Source organism: Acinetobacter sp. WY4, assembly GCF_018438165.1.
GTDB lineage: Bacteria > Pseudomonadota > Gammaproteobacteria > Pseudomonadales > Moraxellaceae > Acinetobacter.
Map to the genome: position 1 here is coordinate 1187240 of NZ_CP053947.1, position 24291 is coordinate 1211530.

Sequence of the window (24291 nt, forward strand, 5' to 3'; positions counted from 1 at the left end):
TTCAAACTTCGATTTATTTAAAAATGGATTTGCTTTGATTTTTTATTTTTAACGCTGTAATGAGATTGAAGAACTTGAGATAAACAAACAGAACAAATCAGCAACAGAACCGATCTTCACATTGATAAATCACAGTAAAGATTCTCAAAAAACTACAATATTGTTCTGTTTTTTACCCTCTTCTTTTTTTATCCAATAAACCTTCCCTATAAATGTTTGAGAAAATGAATAATATTATGATTCGTGAAGGGAAGGTCGAAGATATACCTCAAATTATTCAGGTCATTCATGACAGCATTCAGTCCTGTGTACTGGATCATCAGCGTGAAGAAAGCAAAATTCAAACCTGGCTAGAAAAATTTGATCATGCCAGCCTGATTGTCGATATGCTGTATAACGATTGCTGGGTTTATCTCATCTATGACAAGGTCGTCGGGTTCTTATTGGTCAGTGATACTGGAGAAATCCAGATGCATTATGTGGCCCAACACTGCCAAAGACTGGGATTTGGCACCGAGTTATTTCAACAAATGCATCGCGCTTTATTAAAGAAAAAAATTCATCAGATTGAAATACAGTCTACTCAAACTGCGTTAAGTTATTATCAACACTGCGGCTTTCATCCCCATTCTGCCGAGCCAGAAGATGAATCGCGTTATCTGTATAAATATGTTTTTTAATCGGCCTCTTTTTCAATTTTTAACTGATCACGTCCGGCCTGTTTGGCGGCGTAGAGCTGCACATCTGCCGCTTTCATCAATTCATGAATATCTGCATAGCCATGTTTTTGTTCAACCCAGGCCACGCCCATACTAACCGTAACATAATCTTTTTCATCTGGCCGATTCAGATGTTGCATACGCTGTTCCCGAATCTGGTTTAACACATTTTCCAGATTTTTAAGGGCAGTTTGAACCGGCATTCCAGTGAGCAGAATCGCAAACTCTTCACCACCATAACGTGCCAGATAGCCAGACGGTGGCAAAGTGCCTTGAATAATCCTGACCAGATTTTTCAGGATTTCATCGCCTTTTAAGTGGCCATAGTAGTCATTATAATTTTTAAAAAAATCGACATCGAGCATGGCAAAAATCAAGGTATGTTGCGGCTGTTGTTGGGTCTGTATAAACTGCTGCTGGATTTCATGATTTAAGGCACGCCGGTTAAAAGCTCCGGTCAGTGCATCAATATTCATCTGCTGTTCCAGTTTGGCATTCACTTCACGCAGCTGCTGGGTACGCTCTTTGACTTTTTGATCGAGCGAATTATTGAGTGCGATCAGGTTCAGGTTTAGCTGTTCAGTCTCATAAGTTTGATGTGCATAATGTCTGGACTGCTGAAACATGATTAATAAGGCATAGATACTGGTTGAGATAAAGAACAGATGCGTGGTTTTAATTACATTGATCAGCAACAGATAATCATTCAAAAAAGTGACACAAAGGAAAATAATTGCAATCAGATTTAAACGCGAATAATGCTCTTTATAACGTAGGGTCTGATAAAAGCCATAAATAAAATTACCGATGATGACCAAGGCGAAAATCGCACTAAATAGGGCTACTCGTTCAAATATCTCAGGAGGTGAAAATAGGGTGAAAGTAATGTTAAAAACCAGTAATGCCACAGCGATATAATAAATCACCGGATTTAGATAACGTCGGTTAAACAGATGCATATAACTGAGAAAAAAGAAGGCAGCAATAAAAGTAAACAAATACTCTAAGCGGGTTCCCCACAGCCAATTAATATTGGTAAATACCGAATAGGCATAAGGTGCAGAAAACAGATTATGCAGGGCCAAAAAGACAATAAACCAGCCAAAAACAAAGATACTTTTACTGTTACGTTCTCGTGATCCCCGGAATATCGAAAATAGAATGGTAAACACCCCCACCCCAAGTACCGCGCCGCACACCATGGCAATACTCATCATGAGCTGCTGGAATTGGCGATTGATGGTAGCTGCAACGCCGATCTGCATTGGTCGTTCGAGACCGCCATGCAAGTGGGTATAATTGGAAGCCTGAATGCTTAAGGTAATATACTCAGTGTCTGGAACAAAATAGCCAATACGCGGTGCTTTCTCAGTCACCTGTTTGTCAGGTGTGGTACTGATTTCCCCGAGACGGACAATAAACTGTCCATTGACATATACCCGATAGGCGCCGTATTGGGTTGGAATCCGAATCGCGATGCGTCGCCCGAGAAATTCTTTCGGAATTTTAAAATAGCCAATAAAGGTACCGTAGCCAGAGTTTGAACCCGCTAGAGTTTTAAAAGAGGCTGGTAATTCAACTGTTTTTGACTGGAGTACGGGGCTGGGCTGAATAATAAACTGACTCGGATAAAACAGCCATTTTCCCTGCAAGGCACTAGTGCTATGTTCGGTAAAATGAACTTCAGTAATATGGTCGTGAGATTGCTGCTGAAATGACGGCGAAGGGAGTTCATCCTGAGCGATTGCTGAACTTATGATGCAAGTCATCCAGCTCAAGGCACAGACAAATACGAAAAAACAGACATTCCTTATCAAGTTATGCAAATACGTTATATCTCAAAATAACTCTTTATTATTCTTATAATCTACAAGGAATATTTTTGATTTCAAATCTTTTTAGATGTTTTTTGTAGCGTCTCCGGCACAGTCTATTTTGAAGCGACTGTACCAGAACCTTCATACATTTTTGAATAAAAAATATATTTTATATTCAGCAAGTTAAATCATTTTAATCACGTGTTTTTACATCAAACAGTTCAATTTCAAAAATCAGGTTGGAATTGGCTGGAATGACTTTACCCATTTTACGTTCGCCATAGGCCAAATGTGCAGGCACCATCAGTTTACGCTTGCCACCAACTTTCATTCCCAGAATCCCCTGATCCCAACCTTTGATCACACGACCGGTACCAATGACAGTTTCAAAATAATTACCACGGTCAATAGAAGAATCAAACTTGGTTCCATCTTCCAGCCAGCCGGTATAGTGCGTGGTAATTAAGGCACCTTTTACCGCTTCTTTACCTTCGCCTACTTTTAAATCAATAATTTCAAGTTCGTTGATCATGGTTATTTACCTGAGAGGAGCATAAAATTCAAAGCTCAGTATAAACTGGATTGCTCTGTTTTTTTAAGCTTGGGACATTGATGGGTTAAAAGCTGAGTTCCTGAATATTCTTATCATTGAGTAAATACTGGGTTAATTCTTGATGATTCTTGGCCGATCCCATCAGAATCCAGCGTCCGACAATCTGTTGATCAATTTTTTTTTGTGAGGAATGCACCACTTTTAACTCATAACGTTTAAATAACATTTCGTAGTGATCGGAATCATTCTGATCGAATGGGCAGACGATTTCATAGCTGCGTTCCTGATTCAGAGATTCAATGCCACGCTGAACATACATTAATAGAACCAGCACCGCCATGACAATAAAAGTAGCCCAAATACTTAAGAGTTCATAGCCAGCACCGACTGCCATGCCGAGTGCTGCCGTCATCCAGATGGTAGTCGCGGTGGTAATTCCAGAAATACGGTTATCATCTTTCAGGATAACACCAGCGCCCAGAAAACCCAGCCCAGTCAAGACATTGGCGGCCAGCCGGTCAGGATTGGCCACGCCTATTTTCAGGGAGATAATGGTAAATAAACAGGAACTCAGACTGACCATAATCATGGTACGCAATCCAGCAGATTTACTGTGATACTCACGCTCTGCACCAATAATTGCGCCAATCGCGACAGCTAGCAGTAAATCATAAAGTTCATGGTACATGGTGCAACCCTGCGTATTCTTATTCCTCAGATATACGCAATTTGAGCTACAGGATACAAGTCCAGACTTGCATCCTTATTTGGCCTTATTGTAACTGTTCCCACTCCACCAGCACCTGGCCCTGATCGCCAATCAAGGTCCATTCACCATCCATCACATTGAGCTGTAACTGCATGGTGCGTTCGCATAACTGTGGCAATGCGTCGGTGGTTGCGGTAGATAACTTCCACACTTCCACATTTTTTAAGATTTTTAATTTGCTGCTGCGCTTATACCATTCATCCACCGCAGAACCATAGGTGACAACTGCGACCTGCTTGCAACGCGCACTGGCCTTTTTGACTTTATCTTCATCCGGGCTACCGACTTCAATCCATTTGACCAGTTGACCGGTCAGATCTTTTTCCCAGAGTGCCGGTTCATCGGTTTCAAAAAGATCCTTGGTAAATTCCAGCGCTTCATCGGCATAGCGTGCATAGGCCAAAATACGCACCATCAAGCGTTCAATGGTTTCTGAAGGATGCAGCGCCATCGTCAGCTGATAGTCTGCATAACGATGCGTATCCATGTCCGCAATATTCAAATCAACCTTATAAATCGTCGCTTTTAACGCCATCACATAATCCTCAAATTTGGCGCCTAGCATATAAGATTTAGCGCTATTTTGCTGAACAGATTTAGGCCAATAATTCATTCAGCGCACTAGAAACAGTACCATTATTTCTCTGGATCCATACGACATTGCATCAGGGCAGTTTCAAAGGCCAGCCAATCCCGTGACTGTTGATAAATCACTTCTACCCGGTTATCAATGCCTTCATCTGCCGACTGATAATTAAACTGCTCAGGATTAAAATTAAAGCTTTTCCAGCCTTGATCCGTATTAAAAATTCCCTTGATTCTGAGCCAGTCTTTTTGTTCACAGAGCAGATCCAGCAGATCATAAAAATTGAATTGCCAGCGTTTTGGCAATTTCCAGCCCGCAACCTGATAACCCTGCGCGCTTTCTACATAATGATAAGGCATTTGCTGAATCACTAAGGGCGTATCTGCTGAACGGGTGATCTGTTGCTGTTTTAACAAAGGCTGAATCTGACGGGCGGAACCCCGATAGTCCTGCTTGATCAGTTCGATATCGAGTTGTCCATGCTCGGTGAACAACCACTGTTGGGCATAAGGTTGATATTCTGTCTGAAGTTGCGTGAGTGCTGCGTGGTCTGCGGTTGTCATCAAGTCAGTATGTGAAATCACCACAATATGCGCTGCCTTGAGTTGGTCTGCGTACAGGTTTTGCTGAGTCCAGTCTCGATCATGCAAACGTGAACCATCTACCACTGTGACCAATGCCTGCATGTTTAAATGACTCTGCCAGTGCGGTTCGGTCAGCTGTTCCAGTAATTGGCCAGGATGCCCCAGTCCGGTAGGTTCGATAAACAGACGATCCGGTTTCACTTCTGACAGCAGGCGTGACAAGGCAATCTGCATCGGCAATTGGCTACTGCAACATAGACAACCACCCAACAGCTCTTTGACCGCATAACCCTGATCTTGCGGCAATAACTGCTGGTCTACCCCAATCTGGCCGAATTCATTCATCAGCACCGCCCAGATTTCCTGTTCCGGTTTTTGCTGTAGTAAATGTTTGAGTAGTGTGGTTTTACCTGCACCCAAAAATCCGGAAATGATATGGACAGGAATAGCCTGCGACGCTGACAGAATTTTCAAAATCGGCTCTCGAAAGATTGAATAGAAATAGCAATGCCCTGCATTATAAAGCACAGTGTGACTTTAAAATGCGTGTTCTTCGCAAACACGGCGTGAAAATTACAGAGATAAAAATTAATGGAATGATCCCAAATTACCAATTTTCTATGTTAACTTTTATTTCAAATTTGATTTTTGAAATATTCATACACTCTTTCATTAAATAAAACTCTACATAATTAACAGAAATAAAACAATTTTCTCAGTTTTGTATCAGCTCAGTTATTACCTGCGTGTCGCTTTTGTTAATTGATTTGCTCAGTAAATTTTCAGTGCTTAGGATGGGCATCTGTCGAATTGATGTGATGGTCAGCTCGGCAGATTACATGACATGAATAAAAGGATGCCAAAAATGAAATATGCACAAATCTTACTTGCCACTACGCTTACTGCTGCTGCAGCTACCAGTTTTGCTGACAGCAAAACCACAGATGCGAAAACCACTACTGCAGAAGAAAAAGTGATTGTGACTACCCAGGAATTACCTGAATCGAATGCTCCTGTTGCAGGCGCATCTGCAGAGCAGCCTGCTGCCTCTGAAGCTGCTGCGGAAACTACGACACCTGCAAAACCTGCTGCACGTTAAGTGATTGAACAACTCGTTTAATCCTTCAATGAAGATATCAGGGACAGTAATTCTCCAGTAGGCTTTGTCCTATACTGCCCCGATATTATTCGATGCTGAATCATGCTTGATGCTGGTTCAGCATTTTTATTGCACAAAATCTATTTATCACCATAGTCAAAACTGATCATAGAATTAATACAGGCTATCAAATTTTTATTATTTTTATAATTAAAATCAATTATTTATTTAAAAAACACCTATTTCAATCCAATATTATCCATATACTTAAGCTACTATCGCCTAACTTGTTTCTGGCTTCTAAATGTCCCTTAATAGCATCAAATGCAAGTCGATTGAGTGGACATTCGCTATGAGCAATACTAATTACACTACTGAAGTGGCAATTCTGGGCGCCGGCCCTGTCGGCTTAACCATTGCCAACTATCTGAGCAAGCAAGGCGTAACTGTCACGATTGTCGAGCAACTGGATAGTTTGATTGATTACCCACGTGCGATTGGAATCGATGATGAATCCTTACGTACCATTCAATCTTTGGGTTTAGTCGATCAAGTCTTACCGCATACCACTCCGAATCATGCGATGCGCTTCTTGACGCCTAAAGGTCGCTGTTTTGCAGATATTCAGCCTTTAACACGTGAGTTTGGTTTCTCGCGCCGTAATGCCTTTATTCAGCCACAAGTTGATAACGTCCTACTGCAAGGCTTAAAGCAATATAAAAACACCCAAGTGCTGTTTTCTCGTCAATTGACTCAGTTTAGTCAGGATGCTGACGGCGTAACACTCAATCTGCAAAATAAAGAGGGCGATGCAGAAACCATCCGCGCTCAATATCTGATTGCCTGTGATGGCGGTAATTCTTATGTGCGCCGCAACCTGGGCATTGCCTTTGAAGGTGAAACCGCACCGAATCAATGGATCGTGATTGACCTTGAGAATGATCCGCTTGCTACACCACATATTTACTTATGTTGTGATCCGGTTCGTCCTTATGTATCAGCCGCATTGCCACATGGTATTCGCCGGTTTGAATTTATGGTTATGCCGGGTGAAACGCAGGAAGAACGGAGCAAACCGGAAAATATTGCCAAACTTCTTTCTAAGGTTTTACCAAGCACGGAGGGTATCGAAGTGATCCGTCAGCGTGTCTATACCCATAATGCTCGTATTGCCGACAAGTTCCGTATCGACCGTATTTTGCTTGCTGGTGATGCTGCGCATATCATGCCGGTATGGCAAGGTCAGGGTTATAACAGCGGTATGCGTGATGCCTTTAATCTGGCTTGGAAAATGGCGCTGGTTGTTCAAGGCAAAGCTGGCCCAGCACTTTTAGATTCTTATCAGATCGAACGTAAAGACCATGCCAAGGCGATGATTGACCTGTCGGTGATGGCAGGTCACGTATTGGCACCACCGAAAAAATGGCAAGGTTTTGTTCGTGACGGCATTGCCTATGCCCTGAACTACATCAAGCCGATCAAACAGTATCTGCTGGAAATGCGCTTCAAACCAATGCCGAAATATCATGACGGCGCACTTTTGAGCAAGGGAGCCAAAAACTCTCCAGTCGGCAAGATGTTTATCCAGCCTCAGGTTCAACTGGCTTCGGGTGAAACCGTATTACTGGATGAAGTGATCGGCAATGATTTTGCGATTATTGCCTGGGGTGTCGATCCGAAATGGGGTCTTAGTTCGGAGACGTTGCAACAGTGGAAATCGCTCGGCGTGAAATTCATTCAGGTAATTCCTGCGGTGCAATTGCAAAATAGCCAGCGTAAACAGTATGAAGATGTCATCACCATTGGTGATATCGGCACAGATATCCGCTCGTGGTTTGGCAACACGTCTGAATCCGTTGTGATCTTGCGTCCTGACCGTTTCGTAGCTGCCCTGGCCATTCCTCAATCGATGGAAAGCACCAGCCAGCAACTGTTTAAAAAGCTTTACCTGAAATAATATTAGGGTCACTTTTCACCACGCTTCGGCGTGGTTTTTTTTATTGTTTTAGATCTCCCGGACAATATATAGACCGAGGAATTAGACTCGGTACTCTTGAAACCACGGGATATCTTTCAGGGAATCACGGCGAGCCATCTGCTGCAGGAAGGGCCTAAACTCGTCAAATGGCGGTAAAATTTTCGCAGATATGGCGAAGATCAAACAGTAAGCCACATAGAGATCCGCCGCCGAGACTTTTTCACCCAACAGATAAGGACTAGCCTGCCCGATGCCCTGTTGCAGAAAATCAAATACGGCTGCTTCATTCCCAAAACTTAAACTTCTCCGGTTCTTTTCAATATTTTCTGGCGACACCTGCAAATTTTTTATATCGATATATTCGGTGAAGGGTCCATGACAGAAAAACATCCATTTTAAATACGCCCCACGCTTCGGATCATCCAAAGCAGGTGCCAATCCTTTGTCACGATATTTATCTGCCAGATAGATAAAAATGGCGGCCATTTCTGAAATAATGACGCCTTGATCCACCAGACAGGGAACTTTTCCCATCGGATTGATCTGTGTATACGCCCGCTGATGCATATGCTCATAGGCAACTTCCACCTGCTCAATCTGATCTTCAATCTGCAATTCTTTCAGCAAAGGCAACAAGGTCAAGCTACGTGATTGTGGGTTGTTATAGAGCTTCATCATCTTGCTTCAACCGGTTTTTATTGTTAGAGGTTCAGTATAAAGTGATTTGCAGTCCCGATTTAAAAGGATGTGCTACAGATCATTTCTGTCGCACGGCTTTTTCGATGGGCAGATTGAAGGTTTAAATATTAAAAAAGATCCACACAAAACTTTTCTTTTAATACTTTCAAAATCAGATCAATCACCACATGTTTTTGATCCTTGCGATAATTGGCATACAGTCCCATCATCGGCAAAGGTTCCAGAGTCTTTTTCACCACAATATTATCGCCGAGCAATGGAATCACATAGGCCGGCACCAGACTCCAGCCCACCCCCATCCCTACCAGATTGACATTGAGCAGAATATTGGTGGAATACTGCACCACATTTACCTTTAATTTGGACTGCTTAAAAAAATCCTGAATCAGCTTATGTAGTTGCGGTGAGGACTGCTCATCACTAATCACAAAGTCCTGATTTTCAAAACTCTTGATACTAACATAGGGCAAGGCCGCAGCCGGGGAATCTCTCGGCACAATCAGGGTTAAAGGCTCATCAAAAATGCGAATCGAATCAAATTCACTCAACTGCCCCGGATAACGGGTAAAGGCAATGTCAATCTGTCCATTTCTTAAGACACTAAACTGTTCTGCATCGGTCAGACTGTGAAACTGAGCTTTCAGTTCAGGAAAATGCGCGCGGATATTCAGCATGATATTAGGAAAGACTTTCATTTCCGCGACCGGCACGAATCCGATATTCAGCTGGTCCTGCTGTGCATTCGCGATCTGTCTGGCAGACTGAATGGCGCGCTCTGCATGCTCAAGACTCAGCAAAGCTTCTTTTAAAAACGCCTGTCCAGCTTCAGTGAGCCCGACCTTACGGTTATTCCGCTCCAGCTTCAGTGAGCCCGACCTTACGGTTATTCCGCTCTAGCAACTGTACGCCAACCTCACGTTCCAGATCCTTGATTTGCTGGCTCAATGAAGGCTGTACCGTATTTAATTTTTCCGCGGCACGGGTAAAGTTCAGTTCCTGCGCCACTGTAACGAAATAACGTAAATGTCTTAATTCCATTTTATAACTCCAAACGTGCCGGGCGCTTATTTTGCTTTTTGGCAACATACTGACGATAAACCAATATCGTCACAATGACGAGTACAGCACTCAAAACATAGGTGGTTTCAAAGCCCCAATAGGCAATCAATACTCCCATGGCTACGGAACCGATCGCTAAACCCAGATCAAACAGGGTAAAGAAGGTTGAAATCGCATGTCCCATACGCTGTTTGTCGACCGACTGAATGGCCAAGGTCTGCAAACATGGGAATAGTGAACCATAACCGATGCCAATAAATACTGCCGACAACCATAATATCCATTGATTGGAAATCAGGCTGACAATCACCAGACCAATGGCAAAGAAAATAAATGAAGGATAAATAACCGCACTGGGTCCCTTACGGTCATAAATTTTCCCGACCCAAGGTCTGACCAGCAACATGGATGCAGCGAAGACAATAAAGAATACGCTGGTATAGCCCAAAAGCTGCTTGGTTTCACTAAATGCAGTAATAAAGCTCATGATGCCCGAGTAGGCAAAAGCGGTTAATAAAGCCACAAAACTTACCGCCAGAACTTTGACTTCCAGAATATCCTGCAAGCTCAAACTGGCTTTCCCTGTACTTATGGCTTCAGGTTTTGGTAACTCTGTGATTTTGAGCATCCAGCAGAAAATGAGTCCCAAAGAAATGATAATGGCGAGAATGCCAAATAAGACTTTGAAGCTGGTGAACTGAATTACGGTCAACGCCAGCAAGGGGCCAAACACCACACCCAGATTGGTCGACATGACAAAATAACCCATGCCCTCACCTTTGCGCTGTTCAGGAATAAATTCATTGGCGACGGGTACTGCCACCGTGGTCAAAATACTGAACCAGATGCCATGTAAAAAACGCACCAGCAACAGTGACCACATGCTATCTACCAGCAAATAACTAAAGGCAAATAAGGCAAAAATCACGCCTGCACCACGCATCGAGATTTTCTTGCCGAGCTTTTCGATGATCATGCCGGAAAATGGCCGAACCGTAATCGAAGAGGCCAAAAATAGCGTCAGCGCCAGACCCGCTTCTTTTACCGAACCGCCCAGATCTTTCATGATGTAAATCGGCAAGATGGTCAGTAAGGCAAAATAATAAACAAACAGGAAAAAATTATTGAATAAGCACAAGATAAATGAGCGATTCCATAACCGCTCAGCGCTAACTGACATAATCACCAACTCTTAAAATTTGTAGGGAAATAGCACAAACTCAGGCTTGAACAGTGACCAGATGCAAGGCCAACTCGACCAGATTCTGGATATAGTGTTCATCTGGAATCCGGTTGAAAAAAATGATCTGGTAATGAATCGGGCCGTATAAGGTATCCAGCATCAAATCAAAAGGATAATCAGCGCGGATTTCTCCCCGTTCAATCGCTTGCTGAATCAGTTGATGGGTCTGTTGCCGACGTGGCAAGAGATATTGCTGAAAGAACTCACCTGCCAGTTCGCGGTGATTGGCAATCACTACCAGCAAAGCCCGACCGACCGGATGATTCAGCGCTTGAGATAAAGAACCGAGTTGTTGAATGAGATTGCTTTTCAGGCTTTTAGAGGTATCCAGCTCAAATACCGAAGCTGTATGCTGTTTGAAAGTGTCCAGCACCAGTTCCGATTTATGTTTCCACCATCGATAAATCGTAGACTTGCCAACACCGGCACGTGCCGCTACATCTTCAATCGTCAGCTGATGATATTCACATTCTGCCAGCGCATCTGCGACCGCCTGTAAAATGCACTGCTGTCGTCGGGAACTTTTTTCGTCACTGCTCATATTTTTCTACTTAACTTTTAAGATTTAAAAATCGAAACGATACGTATCGTTTTATATTAGGGTAAAAAATGGCAAAGCTCCAGCAAAAAACTGAAATTGAATCAAAAAAAAGACCTTCTAAGGAAGGTCTTTTCTCAATCACGATTTAACTTAACTCTGTGCGGTCTTTTTATAAATGCTGCATGAAGGATGATGATTTTCTTGCAAACGCGCGACTTTACGCTGTTCTGCTGCTTCAAAACGGCAACGTTTCCAGTCATTGTCCAGGTTCAAAGCTGGAATCTGTTTTGGTTTACCATTTTCATCCACCGCAACCATGGTGAAATAACAGCTATTGGTATGACGTACCGTTCTCTTTTGAATATTCTGGGCTTCTACACGAATCCCGATTTCCATTGAAGTACGGCCAACATGATTCACACTGGCCAGAAAGGTAACCAGCTCACCAACGTGAATCGGCTCTTTAAAATTCACCTTGTCTACAGATAAGGTCACGACATAACTACCCGAATAGCGACTTGCACACGCATACGCCACCTGATCCAATAATTTCAGAATAGTTCCACCATGAACATTTCCTGAAAAATTTGCCATATCTGGCGTCATGAGAACTGACATCGTTAACTCTGACTGGTCATCCGACACTGCTGCAATTTGATCTAAAGGGGCCATCGTTTTCTTTGAACTCTTTGAATGACAAGGTTATCGTTTATTATTATAGCGTTTTTAACATGAATAAAATGTTCAATTCGGCAAATGAAGCATCACAATTATTGATATAGAAAATGTATTCATACAGAAAAAAATATATTTAATTGCTTAAAATCTCAGTTAGAAAGTTAAGTGTCAATAAATCAACACTTATTTATCTGGGGTTGATCACACAGCAACTGAGAATTTTTCACTGTTTTAAGCTCTGAACAAAAATAATTCAGGAAAATAAAAAGGCTCTGCGTGATTTAAAGTATCACTGGCCTGAGCATTTCCTGCGCCACGTTCTGATAACTTAAAATTTGTTGACCATCCAAGGTCGTTTCAACGGTAAAAGAACCATCCTGATGGGTCGCGGTCACTGTAAAAATATAGTGTTCGAATTGTGCCAGTTTGACCTGCTGTCCAATTTTAATATGCATCATGATGTCTACATCTGTGTAGTGATCTTTTCAAACTGCATTCTGGCATGAACATCGATGCTTTTGAATATTTGATCAACTTAAGTATACGAATAATAATATTAAAATTTTAATTTAAGACGAATAAGGCTTATTATTTAAAACAATATACTTATAATTCAATTTGTTATATTTAAAATTAATTTTATCTTTTGCGATAATTCCGACTGACTGATACACATAGGCAATCATCTTATCTTTTATAACAATCAGTTAAGCGTTACAGCCGATGATCCGTTATCCTTTTGAGTGAATATCCCTATACTGCGATATAGGGATAAACAGAAATTTCAAAAAAAAGATTTATTGAGCTTGATGTTCATGTACCACAAACTGTGGAATGCGATGTCCTTGAGCATAATCATGTTTTTGGTAGGCTTGTGAAATTTCCATCAACTTTAACTGGGTCGCCTCGGCACCAGCCTGCATGGTGAGTTCCCTGCCACGGACATCAAAGATATGGCCTTTTTCGCGTAAATCCGGCTGAATCACCACATCTGCATGCTTTAATTCTTCATGCGCCAGATGTTGCTGCATAATATTGATATTCTGGTTAAACAGTCCCCAGACATTGCTGGTTTCCGTGTGAATGGGTTGTGCCAGAATATCTACCGCAATCACAATGTCGGCTCCCAACTCACGTGCCACATCGACCGGCACCGGACTGACTAGACCACCATCTACATATTCTTTACCTTGAATGATGGTCGGAATGAACATACTCGGAATCGAGACTGAAGCACGTACCGCCTGTCCGGTATTACCATAATTAAAAACGACTTTCTTGCCTTCTTTCAGCGCGGTTGCTACCACAAACATCGGGATTTTCATGGCTTCAAGCGGAGTTTGATCGACCTGCAAATTGACATAGTCCTCAACTTTTTTGCCATCAAAAAAACCTTTTCTGGCCAGTTTGATATCACGGACATCATTCGGTCGCATGCTGAGAGCAATATTGCGCAGTTCAATCGCCGGTTTGCCACTCGCATAAATGGAACCTACAATACTGCCCGCACTGGTTCCGACAATAAAATCGGGGTGAATACCCGCCTGTTCCAGTACTTCCAGCGCACCAATATGCGCATAACCACGCGCACCCCCACTGCCCAGAACTAAAGCAACTACCGGACGCTGTTGGGTTTGCTTGATCTTTTGAAAATCAATTTGATTTGGACGTGCCTGAGCTTCTCCGCGTTGTGCAGCAGGTTGTAGATGACTGGTCGCCGCTTGGGCTGTCATTGGGGTCGTTTGGCAAGCACTCAGGCCAAATGTACCCAGTATCACCATACTCAACACATATTTCTGCATGCAGAGAATGTCCTCATTAATCTAAAGCAGCATAGTGTATAAACACATGCATAAATAGTCTGTAGAATTTCGTAAAACTGTCATACAGTTCAGCTACTTTATCTTCATTTTTCCCATAACTGTATGCCTTCAATCTCACTGTACCGGATTTTCCTGATTTTCCTGCAACTGGGCTGCATTTCATTTGGCGGTCCAGCGGCACATCTGGTGTTTTTTCACCGAAAATTTGTGACCCAACTGCAATGGCTGAATGACACCCAGTACAGTCAACTGGTCGCTTTGGCGCAACTTTTACCCGGGCCGAGCAGCAGTCAGGTGGGGCTGTCGATCGGTTATCTGCAACGGGGCTATACTGGTGCCGTGATCGCATGGTTGGGTTTTACCCTGCCCTCAATGATTCTGATGACCTTGGTAGCACTCTTGGGTCAAAGCTATTTTCATATTTTAAACTCAAACAGCTTTCATACCATCCAGTTAATTGTATTTTCTGTCATCGCCTGGGCATTCTGGCAAATGCTGAGAAGCTTTTGTAAATCGGCTTGGCAATACGCTGTCTTAATCCTCTCTGTCGTAGTACTGATAGTCGTTTCAGTAAGTTTTAATCAGATTCTGGTCATTATACTGGGCGCAATCTGTGGACTCTTGGCTGGACATTTTTCCCAATCAGATTCGAAACCCAAAGAAATTAACAAAACGGCAATCAGCTCGCCATATATTCGATCTGCCGCTGCACCCTATTGGCTGCTGGCATTTATCTTGCCGTTTTTGCTGCTGCCCTTAGCTGGAAAATTATGGGGTGAATCGGAGCTGCAATTTTTTTCCAATTTCTATCAAACCGGTTCATTGGTATTTGGTGGTGGTCATGTGATTCTGCCTTTGCTATATCAAGACTTTGTCACAACCGGTTTAGTCAGTGCAGAGTCTTTTGATCTTGGCTATGCATTTACCCAGCTAATGCCGGGACCTTTATTCAGTTTTGCCAGTTATATTGGTGCTTTGCTGCCTTGGACGCCTTATGCCTGGCTGAATACATTGCTAGCGACCTGTGCAATCTTTTTACCTTCATTTTTCTTGATCTTTGCCACCTTGCCTTACTGGTCGTGGTTGATGCAGCAGCGCCATATTCATCAGGCGGTGATGGGCATCAATGCTGCAGTGGTGGGTTTGTTACTATATTTATTGTTGGATCTTTCACAACGCTATTTTAGCTATGGTTCCGACCTGGTCTTTGTCGCAGTGATGATTGCCCTGCTACGCTCAAAATTACCAGTCTGGTTCAGCCTGATTTTGGGCTTCGTGCTTTATCAAAGTTATTTAAATTTCTTTTAAATAACTTTGGCACAAAAAAGCCCCGAATGATCGGGGCTTTTTGCTTCAAGTCTTACCAGATATCTGATTTGACCTTGTCTTTAAATTTAGGATGGTTATCCAGTTTAAATTCAGGCTCTTTCACACCACGCTTCAACTGACCAGTATAGTCGCGAAGTAGCATAAGCAAGAATGGCATCAGCAACAGGATTGCGATCAGGTTGATGCTTGCCATGACACCCATGAACAGATCTGCCATATTCCAGATCAATGGCACACTGGCGATAGAACCGAAATACACCATGACCAATACAAATAAGCGGAAAATCAACATCACCCGGCTATTGTTATTGATGAACTGGACGTTTCCTTCGGCATAGGCATAGTTACCAATAATCGAAGAATAGGCAAACAGGAACAGAATCAAAGCCAGGAAGTCATCACCCCAAGCACCAATCTGGCTTTCAAGCGCCATCTGGGTCAAGGTCACGCCTTCAAAGCCTGCATTTTCATACAGACCCGAAACCAGAATAATAATCGCGGTACATGAACACACCACAAAGGTATCTACAAATACTCCAAGCATCTGTACCAGACCCTGGTTGACCGGATGTTTGACATCGGAAGCTGCAGCAGCATTCGGTGCCGAACCCATCCCTGCCTCGTTAGAGAACAGACCACGCTTGATGCCCATCATCATCGCCATAGATACCATGGCGCCAAAGAATCCACCAGCGGCGGCTTCAAATTCAAAGGCTTTACTGAAAATGAGCTGGAAGATGGATGGGAGCAAATCGTAATTGATGACCGCAATATACAAAGCCACAGCCAGATAAAGCACAGCCATAAACGGCACAAAGCTTTCCGCAACTTTCGCAATCCGTTTAATCCCGCCAAAAATGATCACCGCAGTCATCAAGACTAGAAACAATCCGACCCAGGAAATTTCCAGATTCAGGCCGCCTAATGGCAGAATCAGGTTCGCCTGATCCCAGCCCCAGGCATGAGAGGTTGCTCCGGTAATGGCATTGGCCTGAACTGCATTGAAGACAAAACCATAAGTCGTGATCAATGCAATCGCAAAGACAATCCCGAGCCATTTCTGTTTCAGGCCTTGGGTAATGTAATAAGCTGGTCCACCACGGAATTGCTGGTTTTTGTTATCTCGCACCTTAAACAACTGGGCCAAAGAGGATTCAACAAAAGCAGAACTCATGCCCAGAAAGGCAGTAAACCACATCCAGAAAACGGCACCGGGGCCACCAATTGCAATCGCAATGGCAACACCCGCGACATTGCCCACCCCGACCCGGCTTGCCAGTCCAGTGACAAAGGCCTGAAACGGGGTAATGCCGTGCGTATCCTGAACCTTGCCACGGCTATTTTTCATGACTTTCATGCTGTGCCAGAACAAACGAATTTGTACTGCACCCGTCATGATCGTGTAGAAAATACCGACTGCTACCAGAAACACCACCAGAAAATCCCATAAAGGGCCATTCAGGGCATTAATCCAGCCGAGTAAGGTTTCATTTAACTGATCATTCATGTCACATCCTTATGAGCCTATGACTCATCGTTTCAGGTCTAAATTATACAAAGAACTTCAAGATCATTTGAATAACAGTGGCATTGATTAGGTCAACAAAGAACGCACCACATAATGGAACAATCAGGAAGGCCTTATGCGATGCACCATACATATTGGTGATCGCCTGCATATTGGCAACCGCTGTTGGAGTTGCACCCATACCGAAACCACAATGACCTGCTGCAAGTACCGCAGCATCATAGTTCTTGCCCATCAGGCGGAAAGTTACAAAACCGGCATACAAAGCCATGGTGATGGTCTGTGCACCCAGAATTACCATCAGTGGTCCTGCAAGGTCAGCCAATTGCCATAATTTCAATGATAACAATGCCATCGCCAAGTACAGCGACAATGAAGCATTACCGAACACATCAATCGCGCGATCGAAAATCTGAACTTTGAAAACACCTTCCAGTACATTACGCAGGATGACACCACCCGCCAATGCCCAGACAAATGTTGGCAGTTCAAATGCAGTACCTTTACTGAAACCCGTCATAAACTCTGCAAAAGCCAAACAACCTGCGAACAGGCCCAAGGTCGTGATTGCATTATCAGCGGTAATTAAACGCACCTGATGCGGATATTCAAATGGAATATATTCGGTCGAGTTGATATCCATTGGCGTGCTATCACGCTTTTCGATTTGTTGATCCGTACGTGCAATTGCGAGATTATGACGGTTAATCAGCAGTTTTGCTAAAGGACCACCAATAATCCCACCGATAATCAGACCAAAAGTAGCACTGGCCATCCCCAGTGCAAGCGCCCCCTGAATGCCATGTTCAACCTCAAAAATCTCGCCCCATGCACCCGCAGTACCATGACCGCCGGTTAAGGTAACTGAACCTGCAATCAGGCCAATCAGTGGGTCAATACCAAGCAGTGTTGCCAGACTCATACCGACTGCATTTTGCAAAACAATAAAAATCGATATAGCAAACAGGAAAATTACCAGACCGACACCGCCTTCACGCAACTTGGAAAAGTTGGCACTCAGACCGATCGAGGCAAAGAAGATCAGCATAAAACTGGTTTGTAGCTCTGAACTGGTGGTGATGCTGTATCCCCACAGTGAATGCACCAGTAATGAGATAATCGCAGCAACCAAACCGCCTGCAACCGGCTCAGGAATATTGTAGCGCTTTAAAAAATCGATTTTATTAACCAGGAATCGGCCGAGTAACAAAACGATGACTGCGGCAATCAAGGTATAAAATGCGTTAAAAGTAAAATCCATAATTTTTTGCCCAAGATGATTTTGAATTTTTTATTTTTCTAAAAGTTATGGAGTGCGCTAGATTTCTAGCTCGCTCATTAGATGTTCATCTGGAAATATCCTGATTTGATCTATCACCTTTAGAAAAACAAACCGATTTATCATCTCTTTTAAACTTATGAATATCATCATCACGATCATATTCAACAAATGAGAGATTTATAAAAGCAACACCTTTTCTATTCCGATACTCAGTCTGTTGTAAAATTGCAGACAATTTTCAAACAGATGCGCATGCTGGTAAAAAAACTGTGTTTTAAGCTCAAAAAAAACATTCAGTGCTTGATGAGTGCTTTCAACCTAAAGACTTCATTCAAGCCATCTGGAATCGCGTTATTTAAAACAGATCTTAATCACGAAATGCATGAATTAAGATGAAAAGTCGTACATTATGCTGTTTCTTCGTATCAGGTTTTATTTCTTTTTATTAGCAATAGTTAATTTACCTATAAAAAATAATTATAAATTCTCATTTTTATATGAAGATTAATCTATATTTTAATTCAAAAAAAATATTAATCTTTTACTCGACACAAAATGAAACAGGGATCTTGAAATTAAATTATCTTGATTTTCAGTCAAAATAAACCAGTTCTCTGTGTGAAATTGTTATTGTTGAATGGTTCAAGCACTTGGGTTTTAAGCCATTTTTTAAATCAAAGACCAACTTTATGACTAAATCCATTGCTATCACTTAGGCGATTTATGCTCAGCTAAAAGAATGCGAAATTTCATTATTCAAGTCATTTTGCTGATAAATTGTTTTTTTCAGCTGGCGAAGAATTAAATTTTCCTATCCCCCGTTCTGTTTGTTTAGTTTATAGTCATTGCAAACTCAATAAGGATATTCGACTGGACCCCATAATGGATCAAAATCTTGTTCATGCTGTAGATCACACCATCACTTCTCGCCATTCAGTGCGTGCTTTTTTAAATACCCCCGTTAGTACAGACACCTTAAAAGAGATTCTGGCGGTGGCCAGCCGCGCACCTTCAGGAACCAATACCCAACCCTGGAAAGTGTATGTGGTAACAGGTAAAAAGCGTGATGAACTCGTGCAGCAGGTTTGTCAGGCACAAATGCAAATCTATGCAAATCCGGAATTGTCGCAGCAGTATCAGGAAACTTTTGCCTATTATCCTGAACAATGGATCTCGCCATTTATTGAACGTCGTCGTGAAAATGGCTGGGGTTTATATGGCTTGCTGAATATTCAGAAAGGCGAAAAGGAAAAAATGGCGCGTCAGCAGCTGCGTAATTTTGAATTATTTGATGCGCCTGTCGGCCTGTTCTTTACCGTCCATCGTTCTTTGGCGATTGGTTCCAAAATGGATGTTTCCATGATGATCCAGAATGTCATGCTGGCAGCAAAAGCCCGCGGTCTGGACACCTGTCCGCAGGCTGCCTGGAATCATTTTCATCCGATCGTGCTTGATCTGGTCGGCGCACCTGATGATGAAGAGCTGGTCTGCGGTATGGCACTGGGTTATGCCGCCCCAGAGCAGATTATTAACAGCTTTATTACCCCGCGTGTTCCCGTAGAGGAATTTGCCGTATTTATCGATGAGTGATGCAAGCAGGGCTAAGCCAACTTGCTTAGCCCTCTGCCCAATCCAGCATTTTTAATATATTAGAGAACGCCCAGCATCTATGCATTTTTCAAGATTGGCATCTTGGTTTTAAAAATCGCCCAAGCGGAAATACCTACAAAAACCAGCATGATCAATGCCATATTTAATAAGGCATGCCAGATCAGAAAATTCAGTAATACACCGCCCAATAAGCCACAAACAAATTGCATACTGCCCATAATTGCACTGGCAGTTCCTGCCCGCTCGCCCTGTTCAGCCATTGCCAGAGCCATGGCATTCGGACCAGTAAACCCAAGGGCTGCCATCACAATAAACATGCCTAACAACACCCAGAGCACAGAATCGACATCCAGGCAGCCCAGCAAGATTAACCCTAATACACCGCCAAACTGCAGACAGGTGCCAATTTTCAGACGCTGCAATATCGAGAAACGCCCAGCCAGACGTTTATTCAAGGTCGAAAACAGCATGATCCCGAAGGCATTGGCACCAAAGGCATACGCAAACTGCTGCTCGGTCAGTTGATACCGATCCATCAGAATGGCCGAAGAAGCGCTGATATAACAGAACATCACCGCACCGGAAAAACAGCCGGCATAGAGCGGGCGTCGAAAGCTTGGATCCTGAAAAATAGTACGGTACAAACTTAATACCTGCTGGAAGTTCAGCTTGAGACGACGTTCTGGCTCCAGGGTTTCTTTAAATAGAAAATGTACACAGGCCAGACTCAACAGACCGCAGCCCATCAGCATCAAGAAGATCACATTCCATTCATAAAACATCAATACCCAGGCCCCCAGACTCGGAGCGATGATTGGTGCAATCGCAGTCACAATCATCATGCTGGCAAAGGCCTGAGCTGCTGAATGCATATCCAGGCGATCACGAATTGCAGCACGTGCCATGACCACCCCGACACAGCCACCTAAGGCTTGCAGAATCCGTGCAGCGATCAGACTCCATTCATCCTGCGCAAAGACACACAGCAAACTTGCCACAATGTATAAACACAGCCCAAAATACAGTGGCGGTTTACGCCCAATCCGGTCACTGATCGGACCATAAATCAGTTGCCCGATCGCCAGACCGAAGAAATAAGCCGGCAGGCTGTTAGAAACCATCTGGGTGCTGACACCAAAATCTGCTGCCATGGCCGGCAAGGCCGAAAGATACATATCAATGGATAAAGGCCCGAGTGCACTCAGTGTTGCCAGCAAAATAATCCAGGACATGGCATAAGGTTGTTGTACTATTTTATTCGATGTCATAAGCATGAAGATTTAAAGCGCTAATATGCAGACAAATTAACACAGTGCATAGTATGATTTAGCCTGAAATGAAGATTTATAAATATACTATTTTCATTAGCCTATTCAGATTCAGCTCTAAGACTGCAGTATAAAGGACGACCTTTGAAATCTTGGCTCACTCGTCTCAAGCAAACCACCTATAATACGACCTTGATGTATAACCTGCGCATGATGACGGCATTTGCAGGTACCGCCTTTGTTCCCTATTTTATGGGACAACAATTGATGACGATTCCACTGACTTTAGGCGTGGTCGCAGCCGGTTTAAGCGATATTGATGACCGCTTTTCGGTGCGGATTTTAAATCTGCTCTACACCTACATTGGCTTCTTTATTACGGCAGTGGGCGTATATCTGCTTTTTCCTTATCCCTTGCTGTTTGCCTTGGCCTTAATTGTGTCCTGTATTGCCCTGATTTTGCTGGGTTCACTAGGGCGACGATATGCCACGATTTCCTACGGCTGTCTGGTGATTTCCGTTTATTCCATGCTTGGGGTGGAGCTGTTTGATGAATGGTATAAACAGGCTGGTTTATTGGTCATCGGCGCGATGTGGTACGGTCTGCTGTCGACCATCAGTTTCCTGACTTTCCCTGCCCGGCTGGCGCAAGACAAGCTTGCCATTTCCTATTCTGCGCTCGGTGATTTTTTATATGCCAAGTCCAATCTGTTTGATGTGGACATGACGCCGAAAAGCTATCAGCAGAGCATGATTGAACTCTCGCTTGAAAACGGCAAACTGATTGCGATTTTCAATGAGATGAAAACTGCCCTTTTAACTCGTCTGAAAGGTGATCGTGGGCAAAAAGATACCCGTCGCAGTCTGCAATATTATTTTGTGGCGCAGGATATTCATGAACGTGCCGATTCAGCACATATTGATTATCAGAAACTGGCCAAGATTTTCCAGCATAGCGATATCCTGTTCCGCTTCCAGCGCATCATGTCAATTCAGGGCAAAGCCTGTAAGGACCTGAGTGAAAGTTTGCTGATGCGCAAACCTTATGTACATAACCAGCGCTTCAAGCATGCGTTTGACAACCTGAGACAGTCTCTGGATAAGTTACGTCAGGAGCAGCATTATGATCAGGTCTGGATCAGTGCCCTGTTTGCGCTGTTTCAAAACCTGAAATCGATTGATGCCCAGTTACGCAACCTGGAAACCGAGCAGAATATCAAGTCCGAGCGTTTCAAACATATCGAGAACCAGCTTAGAGATGATGACCTGAAAGGCTGGGATGACATCAAGATTAGGATTAAGCAGCATCTGACCCCAGAATCGGTGCTGTTCCGGCATGCCATTCGCCTGTCGATTGTGCTGCTGATCAGCTATATTTTTGTACAGGTCAGCAATATTGAATATGGTTACTGGATTTTATTGACCGCACTCTTTGTCAGCCAGCCCAACTTTAACGCCACCAAACGGCGTTTACGTCTGCGTATTATCGGTACGTTGGTCGGTATTATCCTCGGTTATGCCATTTTATATTTTGTGCCGTCCATCGAAGGACAATTATTGCTTCTGGTACTGAGTGGGATTCTGTTCTTTGAATTGCGCAGTAAACAGTATGCACAGGCCACCGCCTTTATCACGATTTTAGCCCTGATCAACTTCAACCTGGACGGTATGGGCTATGCCGCGGCCATCCCGCGTATGATCGACACCTTGATTGGCTGTGCGATTGCCTGGTTCGGCGTCAGTTTTATTTTTCCAGACTGGAAGTTCCGGCGTTTGCCGCGCAGTATCAAACGCAGCTTGCAGGCAGAAGCAGATTATTTGAGTGAAGTAATCGAGCAGTATAAATCGGGACGTAATAATGGCCTGAAATATCGGATTGTGCGCCGTGCTGCTCATAATACCGATGCCGAGGTAGCCTCACTGATTTCGACACTGGCCACTGAACCGGATATTGATCCGGTACAAAAATCACTAGCCTTTGAGTTCCTGTGTCTGAACCATACTTTTATCAGTTATATTGCCGCACTGGGCGCACACCGGGAAAAAATTGAAGATCAGGACATTCTGAATTTATTGGACAAAGCACTCGAGAACATTCGTGGTGCATTGTTACGAGATGAAATGCCCGATTTAAGTGCGCAAAATATGATTCCCCATATTCGACAGCGCTTGGCTCAAGATCAGGAGCAAGATCAGAAATCCCTGATCATTTTGCAGCAGCTGTCTTTAATGTTCAGCATTTTAAAGCAGTTGAGTCAACTGAAACAAAGTTTGAGTCATGAGCGTGATGAACAGGCAACTGAATTAGGTTCATTATAATTTGGCTGATTTTGGAACAATATACTCACTGAATTGGTACAATTAGTGCTAAACTTTTTACAGTTTAAAATCTGCTAATTTCACTATGACCGCGAAAAATTTATACGCTTATACCCTCCAGCCTGTGAACTATGAAATTTCAGAAGCCGAGCAGCGTCATGCTCAGCTGGTGATCTGGCGTAGTACCAATAAAATTGGCATGAAAGCATGGCTGATCATGGGTGCTGTTGTTGCACTTTCTATTCTGGGCATTCTGCTCCTGAAGAACTATTCTACCGTGTTCTGCTGGGTGGCCATTGTCTGTGTGGTGTTGTATTACCTGATCCGTACCTTTGGTCTGGAATGGTATGTTAAACGCAAGATGAATGAATTTCCGGTACAGGAAATCAAAGGTGTTCGCCTGGGCGTACAACCACATGGCATCGTGATGCGTCAGAAAATGGGCATGCAAGAAGGTGTTGGGGCGATTAGCTGGAAAGACATCTATGAATGGTACAACACACCAGAATTCATGTTGGTCAATTTCAAGGTAAAAGGCCAGCAAGGTGCATATATCCTGCCGAAACGTCTGGACAGCAAAAACTTCTCTTTCGCCACGATTCGCAAGCATCTGGAAGCAGAAGTCGGCGCAGCAAAACAAATCTAAACTGTTCTTTCTTCAGTGAAAAACCTCCTGTCCCGGCATGGAGGTTTTTTTAATCTCAAAACAATAAATGATAATGAGAATAAATATTATCCTCAACACCTATAATTCGAGCTTAAACTTCAGTTATAATTTTGCCACTTTTATAGATCTCACCCTTAAT

The 24291-nt window shown here is 43.3% G+C and carries 21 protein-coding genes and 1 pseudogene; 7 read left to right on the forward strand and 15 right to left on the reverse strand.

Annotation, left to right across the window (positions count from 1 at the left end; translation table 11 throughout):
* Nucleotides 1-212: 212 nt before the first annotated feature.
* Nucleotides 213-680: a GNAT family N-acetyltransferase gene (locus G4D73_RS05620; protein WP_213687566.1), complete on the forward strand. Its 468-nt coding sequence runs from the start codon at nucleotides 213-215 to the stop codon at nucleotides 678-680.
* Here the strand turns inward: G4D73_RS05620 and G4D73_RS05625 are convergent.
* The 5 genes from G4D73_RS05625 to G4D73_RS05645 form a co-directional block, all read right to left on the reverse strand.
* A complete protein-coding gene (locus G4D73_RS05625; protein ID WP_213687567.1) occupies nucleotides 677-2488 on the reverse strand; it encodes a diguanylate cyclase in 1812 nt (603 codons plus the stop codon). The genes G4D73_RS05620 and G4D73_RS05625 overlap by 4 nt on opposite strands.
* A gap of 241 nt (nucleotides 2489-2729) precedes the next feature.
* The gene (locus tag G4D73_RS05630; RefSeq protein WP_004280661.1) at nucleotides 2730-3068 is read right to left on the reverse strand and encodes an FKBP-type peptidyl-prolyl cis-trans isomerase; all 339 of its coding nucleotides are present in this window, start codon (nucleotides 3066-3068) and stop codon (nucleotides 2730-2732) included.
* Nucleotides 3069-3153: 85 nt separating this feature from the next.
* A complete protein-coding gene (locus tag G4D73_RS05635; protein ID WP_004731934.1) occupies nucleotides 3154-3777 on the reverse strand; it encodes an MgtC/SapB family protein in 624 nt (207 codons plus the stop codon).
* An 85-nt stretch (nucleotides 3778-3862) separates the two neighbouring features.
* A complete protein-coding gene (locus G4D73_RS05640; RefSeq protein ID WP_044108573.1) occupies nucleotides 3863-4393 on the reverse strand; it encodes a YaeQ family protein in 531 nt (176 codons plus the stop codon).
* A 101-nt stretch (nucleotides 4394-4494) separates the two neighbouring features.
* A complete protein-coding gene (locus tag G4D73_RS05645) occupies nucleotides 4495-5502 on the reverse strand; it encodes a CobW family GTP-binding protein (RefSeq protein ID WP_005265917.1) in 1008 nt (335 codons plus the stop codon).
* Nucleotides 5503-5893: 391 nt separating this feature from the next.
* Here G4D73_RS05645 and G4D73_RS05650 point away from each other — a divergent pair, with 391 nt between their 5' ends.
* Nucleotides 5894-6127, forward strand: coding sequence for a hypothetical protein (locus G4D73_RS05650; protein WP_004645811.1), 234 nt, complete (start codon nucleotides 5894-5896; stop codon nucleotides 6125-6127).
* 352 nt (nucleotides 6128-6479) lie between these two features.
* On the forward strand, nucleotides 6480-8084 hold the full coding sequence (locus tag G4D73_RS05655; RefSeq protein WP_213687568.1) for a bifunctional 3-(3-hydroxy-phenyl)propionate/3-hydroxycinnamic acid hydroxylase: 1605 nt from the start codon (nucleotides 6480-6482) through the stop codon (nucleotides 8082-8084).
* 81 nt (nucleotides 8085-8165) lie between these two features.
* Here the strand turns inward: G4D73_RS05655 and G4D73_RS05660 are convergent, their stop codons facing one another.
* From G4D73_RS05660 to G4D73_RS05690, 7 genes and pseudogenes are all read right to left on the reverse strand, one after another.
* The gene (locus G4D73_RS05660; protein WP_213687727.1) at nucleotides 8166-8780 is read right to left on the reverse strand and encodes a glutathione S-transferase family protein; all 615 of its coding nucleotides are present in this window, start codon (nucleotides 8778-8780) and stop codon (nucleotides 8166-8168) included.
* A gap of 131 nt (nucleotides 8781-8911) precedes the next feature.
* Nucleotides 8912-9842: pseudogene (locus G4D73_RS05665) on the reverse strand (LysR substrate-binding domain-containing protein).
* 1 nt (nucleotide 9843) lies between these two features.
* Nucleotides 9844-11043, reverse strand: a complete 1200-nt coding sequence (locus tag G4D73_RS05670; RefSeq protein WP_213687569.1) for an MFS transporter — start codon at nucleotides 11041-11043, stop codon at nucleotides 9844-9846.
* Between the two features lie 40 nt (nucleotides 11044-11083).
* Nucleotides 11084-11647, reverse strand: a complete 564-nt coding sequence (locus tag G4D73_RS05675) for a TetR/AcrR family transcriptional regulator (RefSeq protein WP_213687570.1) — start codon at nucleotides 11645-11647, stop codon at nucleotides 11084-11086.
* Nucleotides 11648-11797: 150 nt separating this feature from the next.
* The gene (locus G4D73_RS05680; protein WP_004280680.1) at nucleotides 11798-12319 is read right to left on the reverse strand and encodes an acyl-CoA thioesterase; all 522 of its coding nucleotides are present in this window, start codon (nucleotides 12317-12319) and stop codon (nucleotides 11798-11800) included.
* Nucleotides 12320-12606: 287 nt separating this feature from the next.
* Nucleotides 12607-12783, reverse strand: coding sequence for a hypothetical protein (locus G4D73_RS05685; protein ID WP_004645820.1), 177 nt, complete (start codon nucleotides 12781-12783; stop codon nucleotides 12607-12609).
* 339 nt (nucleotides 12784-13122) lie between these two features.
* Nucleotides 13123-14127, reverse strand: a complete 1005-nt coding sequence (locus G4D73_RS05690) for a patatin-like phospholipase family protein (protein WP_114541649.1) — start codon at nucleotides 14125-14127, stop codon at nucleotides 13123-13125.
* A 123-nt stretch (nucleotides 14128-14250) separates the two neighbouring features.
* Between G4D73_RS05690 and chrA the strand changes: the two genes are divergently transcribed.
* Nucleotides 14251-15456 carry a chromate efflux transporter gene (gene chrA, locus G4D73_RS05695; protein WP_213687571.1) on the forward strand — a complete coding sequence of 402 codons (1206 nt, stop codon included), beginning with the start codon at nucleotides 14251-14253 and terminating at the stop codon, nucleotides 15454-15456.
* Between the two features lie 52 nt (nucleotides 15457-15508).
* Here the strand turns inward: chrA and G4D73_RS05700 are convergent, their stop codons facing one another.
* Both G4D73_RS05700 and gltS read right to left on the reverse strand, forming a co-directional pair.
* The gene (locus tag G4D73_RS05700; protein WP_005252633.1) at nucleotides 15509-16984 is read right to left on the reverse strand and encodes an alanine/glycine:cation symporter family protein; all 1476 of its coding nucleotides are present in this window, start codon (nucleotides 16982-16984) and stop codon (nucleotides 15509-15511) included.
* Nucleotides 16985-17027: 43 nt separating this feature from the next.
* Complete coding sequence (gene gltS / locus G4D73_RS05705; protein ID WP_213687572.1) at nucleotides 17028-18266, reverse strand: sodium/glutamate symporter; 1239 nt, start codon at nucleotides 18264-18266, stop codon at nucleotides 17028-17030.
* Nucleotides 18267-19169: 903 nt separating this feature from the next.
* Here gltS and G4D73_RS05710 point away from each other — a divergent pair.
* The gene (locus G4D73_RS05710) at nucleotides 19170-19877 is read left to right on the forward strand and encodes a nitroreductase (RefSeq protein WP_213687573.1); all 708 of its coding nucleotides are present in this window, start codon (nucleotides 19170-19172) and stop codon (nucleotides 19875-19877) included.
* A gap of 77 nt (nucleotides 19878-19954) precedes the next feature.
* On the opposite strand, the gene G4D73_RS05715 is transcribed toward G4D73_RS05710, so the two are convergent.
* On the reverse strand, nucleotides 19955-21172 hold the full coding sequence (locus G4D73_RS05715) for a multidrug effflux MFS transporter (protein ID WP_213687574.1): 1218 nt from the start codon (nucleotides 21170-21172) through the stop codon (nucleotides 19955-19957).
* Between the two features lie 138 nt (nucleotides 21173-21310).
* Between G4D73_RS05715 and yccS the strand changes: the two genes are divergently transcribed.
* Nucleotides 21311-23485, forward strand: a complete 2175-nt coding sequence (yccS, locus tag G4D73_RS05720; protein ID WP_213687575.1) for a YccS family putative transporter — start codon at nucleotides 21311-21313, stop codon at nucleotides 23483-23485.
* An 85-nt stretch (nucleotides 23486-23570) separates the two neighbouring features.
* Nucleotides 23571-24131 carry a YcxB family protein gene (locus G4D73_RS05725; protein ID WP_004280696.1) on the forward strand — a complete coding sequence of 187 codons (561 nt, stop codon included), beginning with the start codon at nucleotides 23571-23573 and terminating at the stop codon, nucleotides 24129-24131.
* Nucleotides 24132-24291 lie beyond the last annotated feature (160 nt).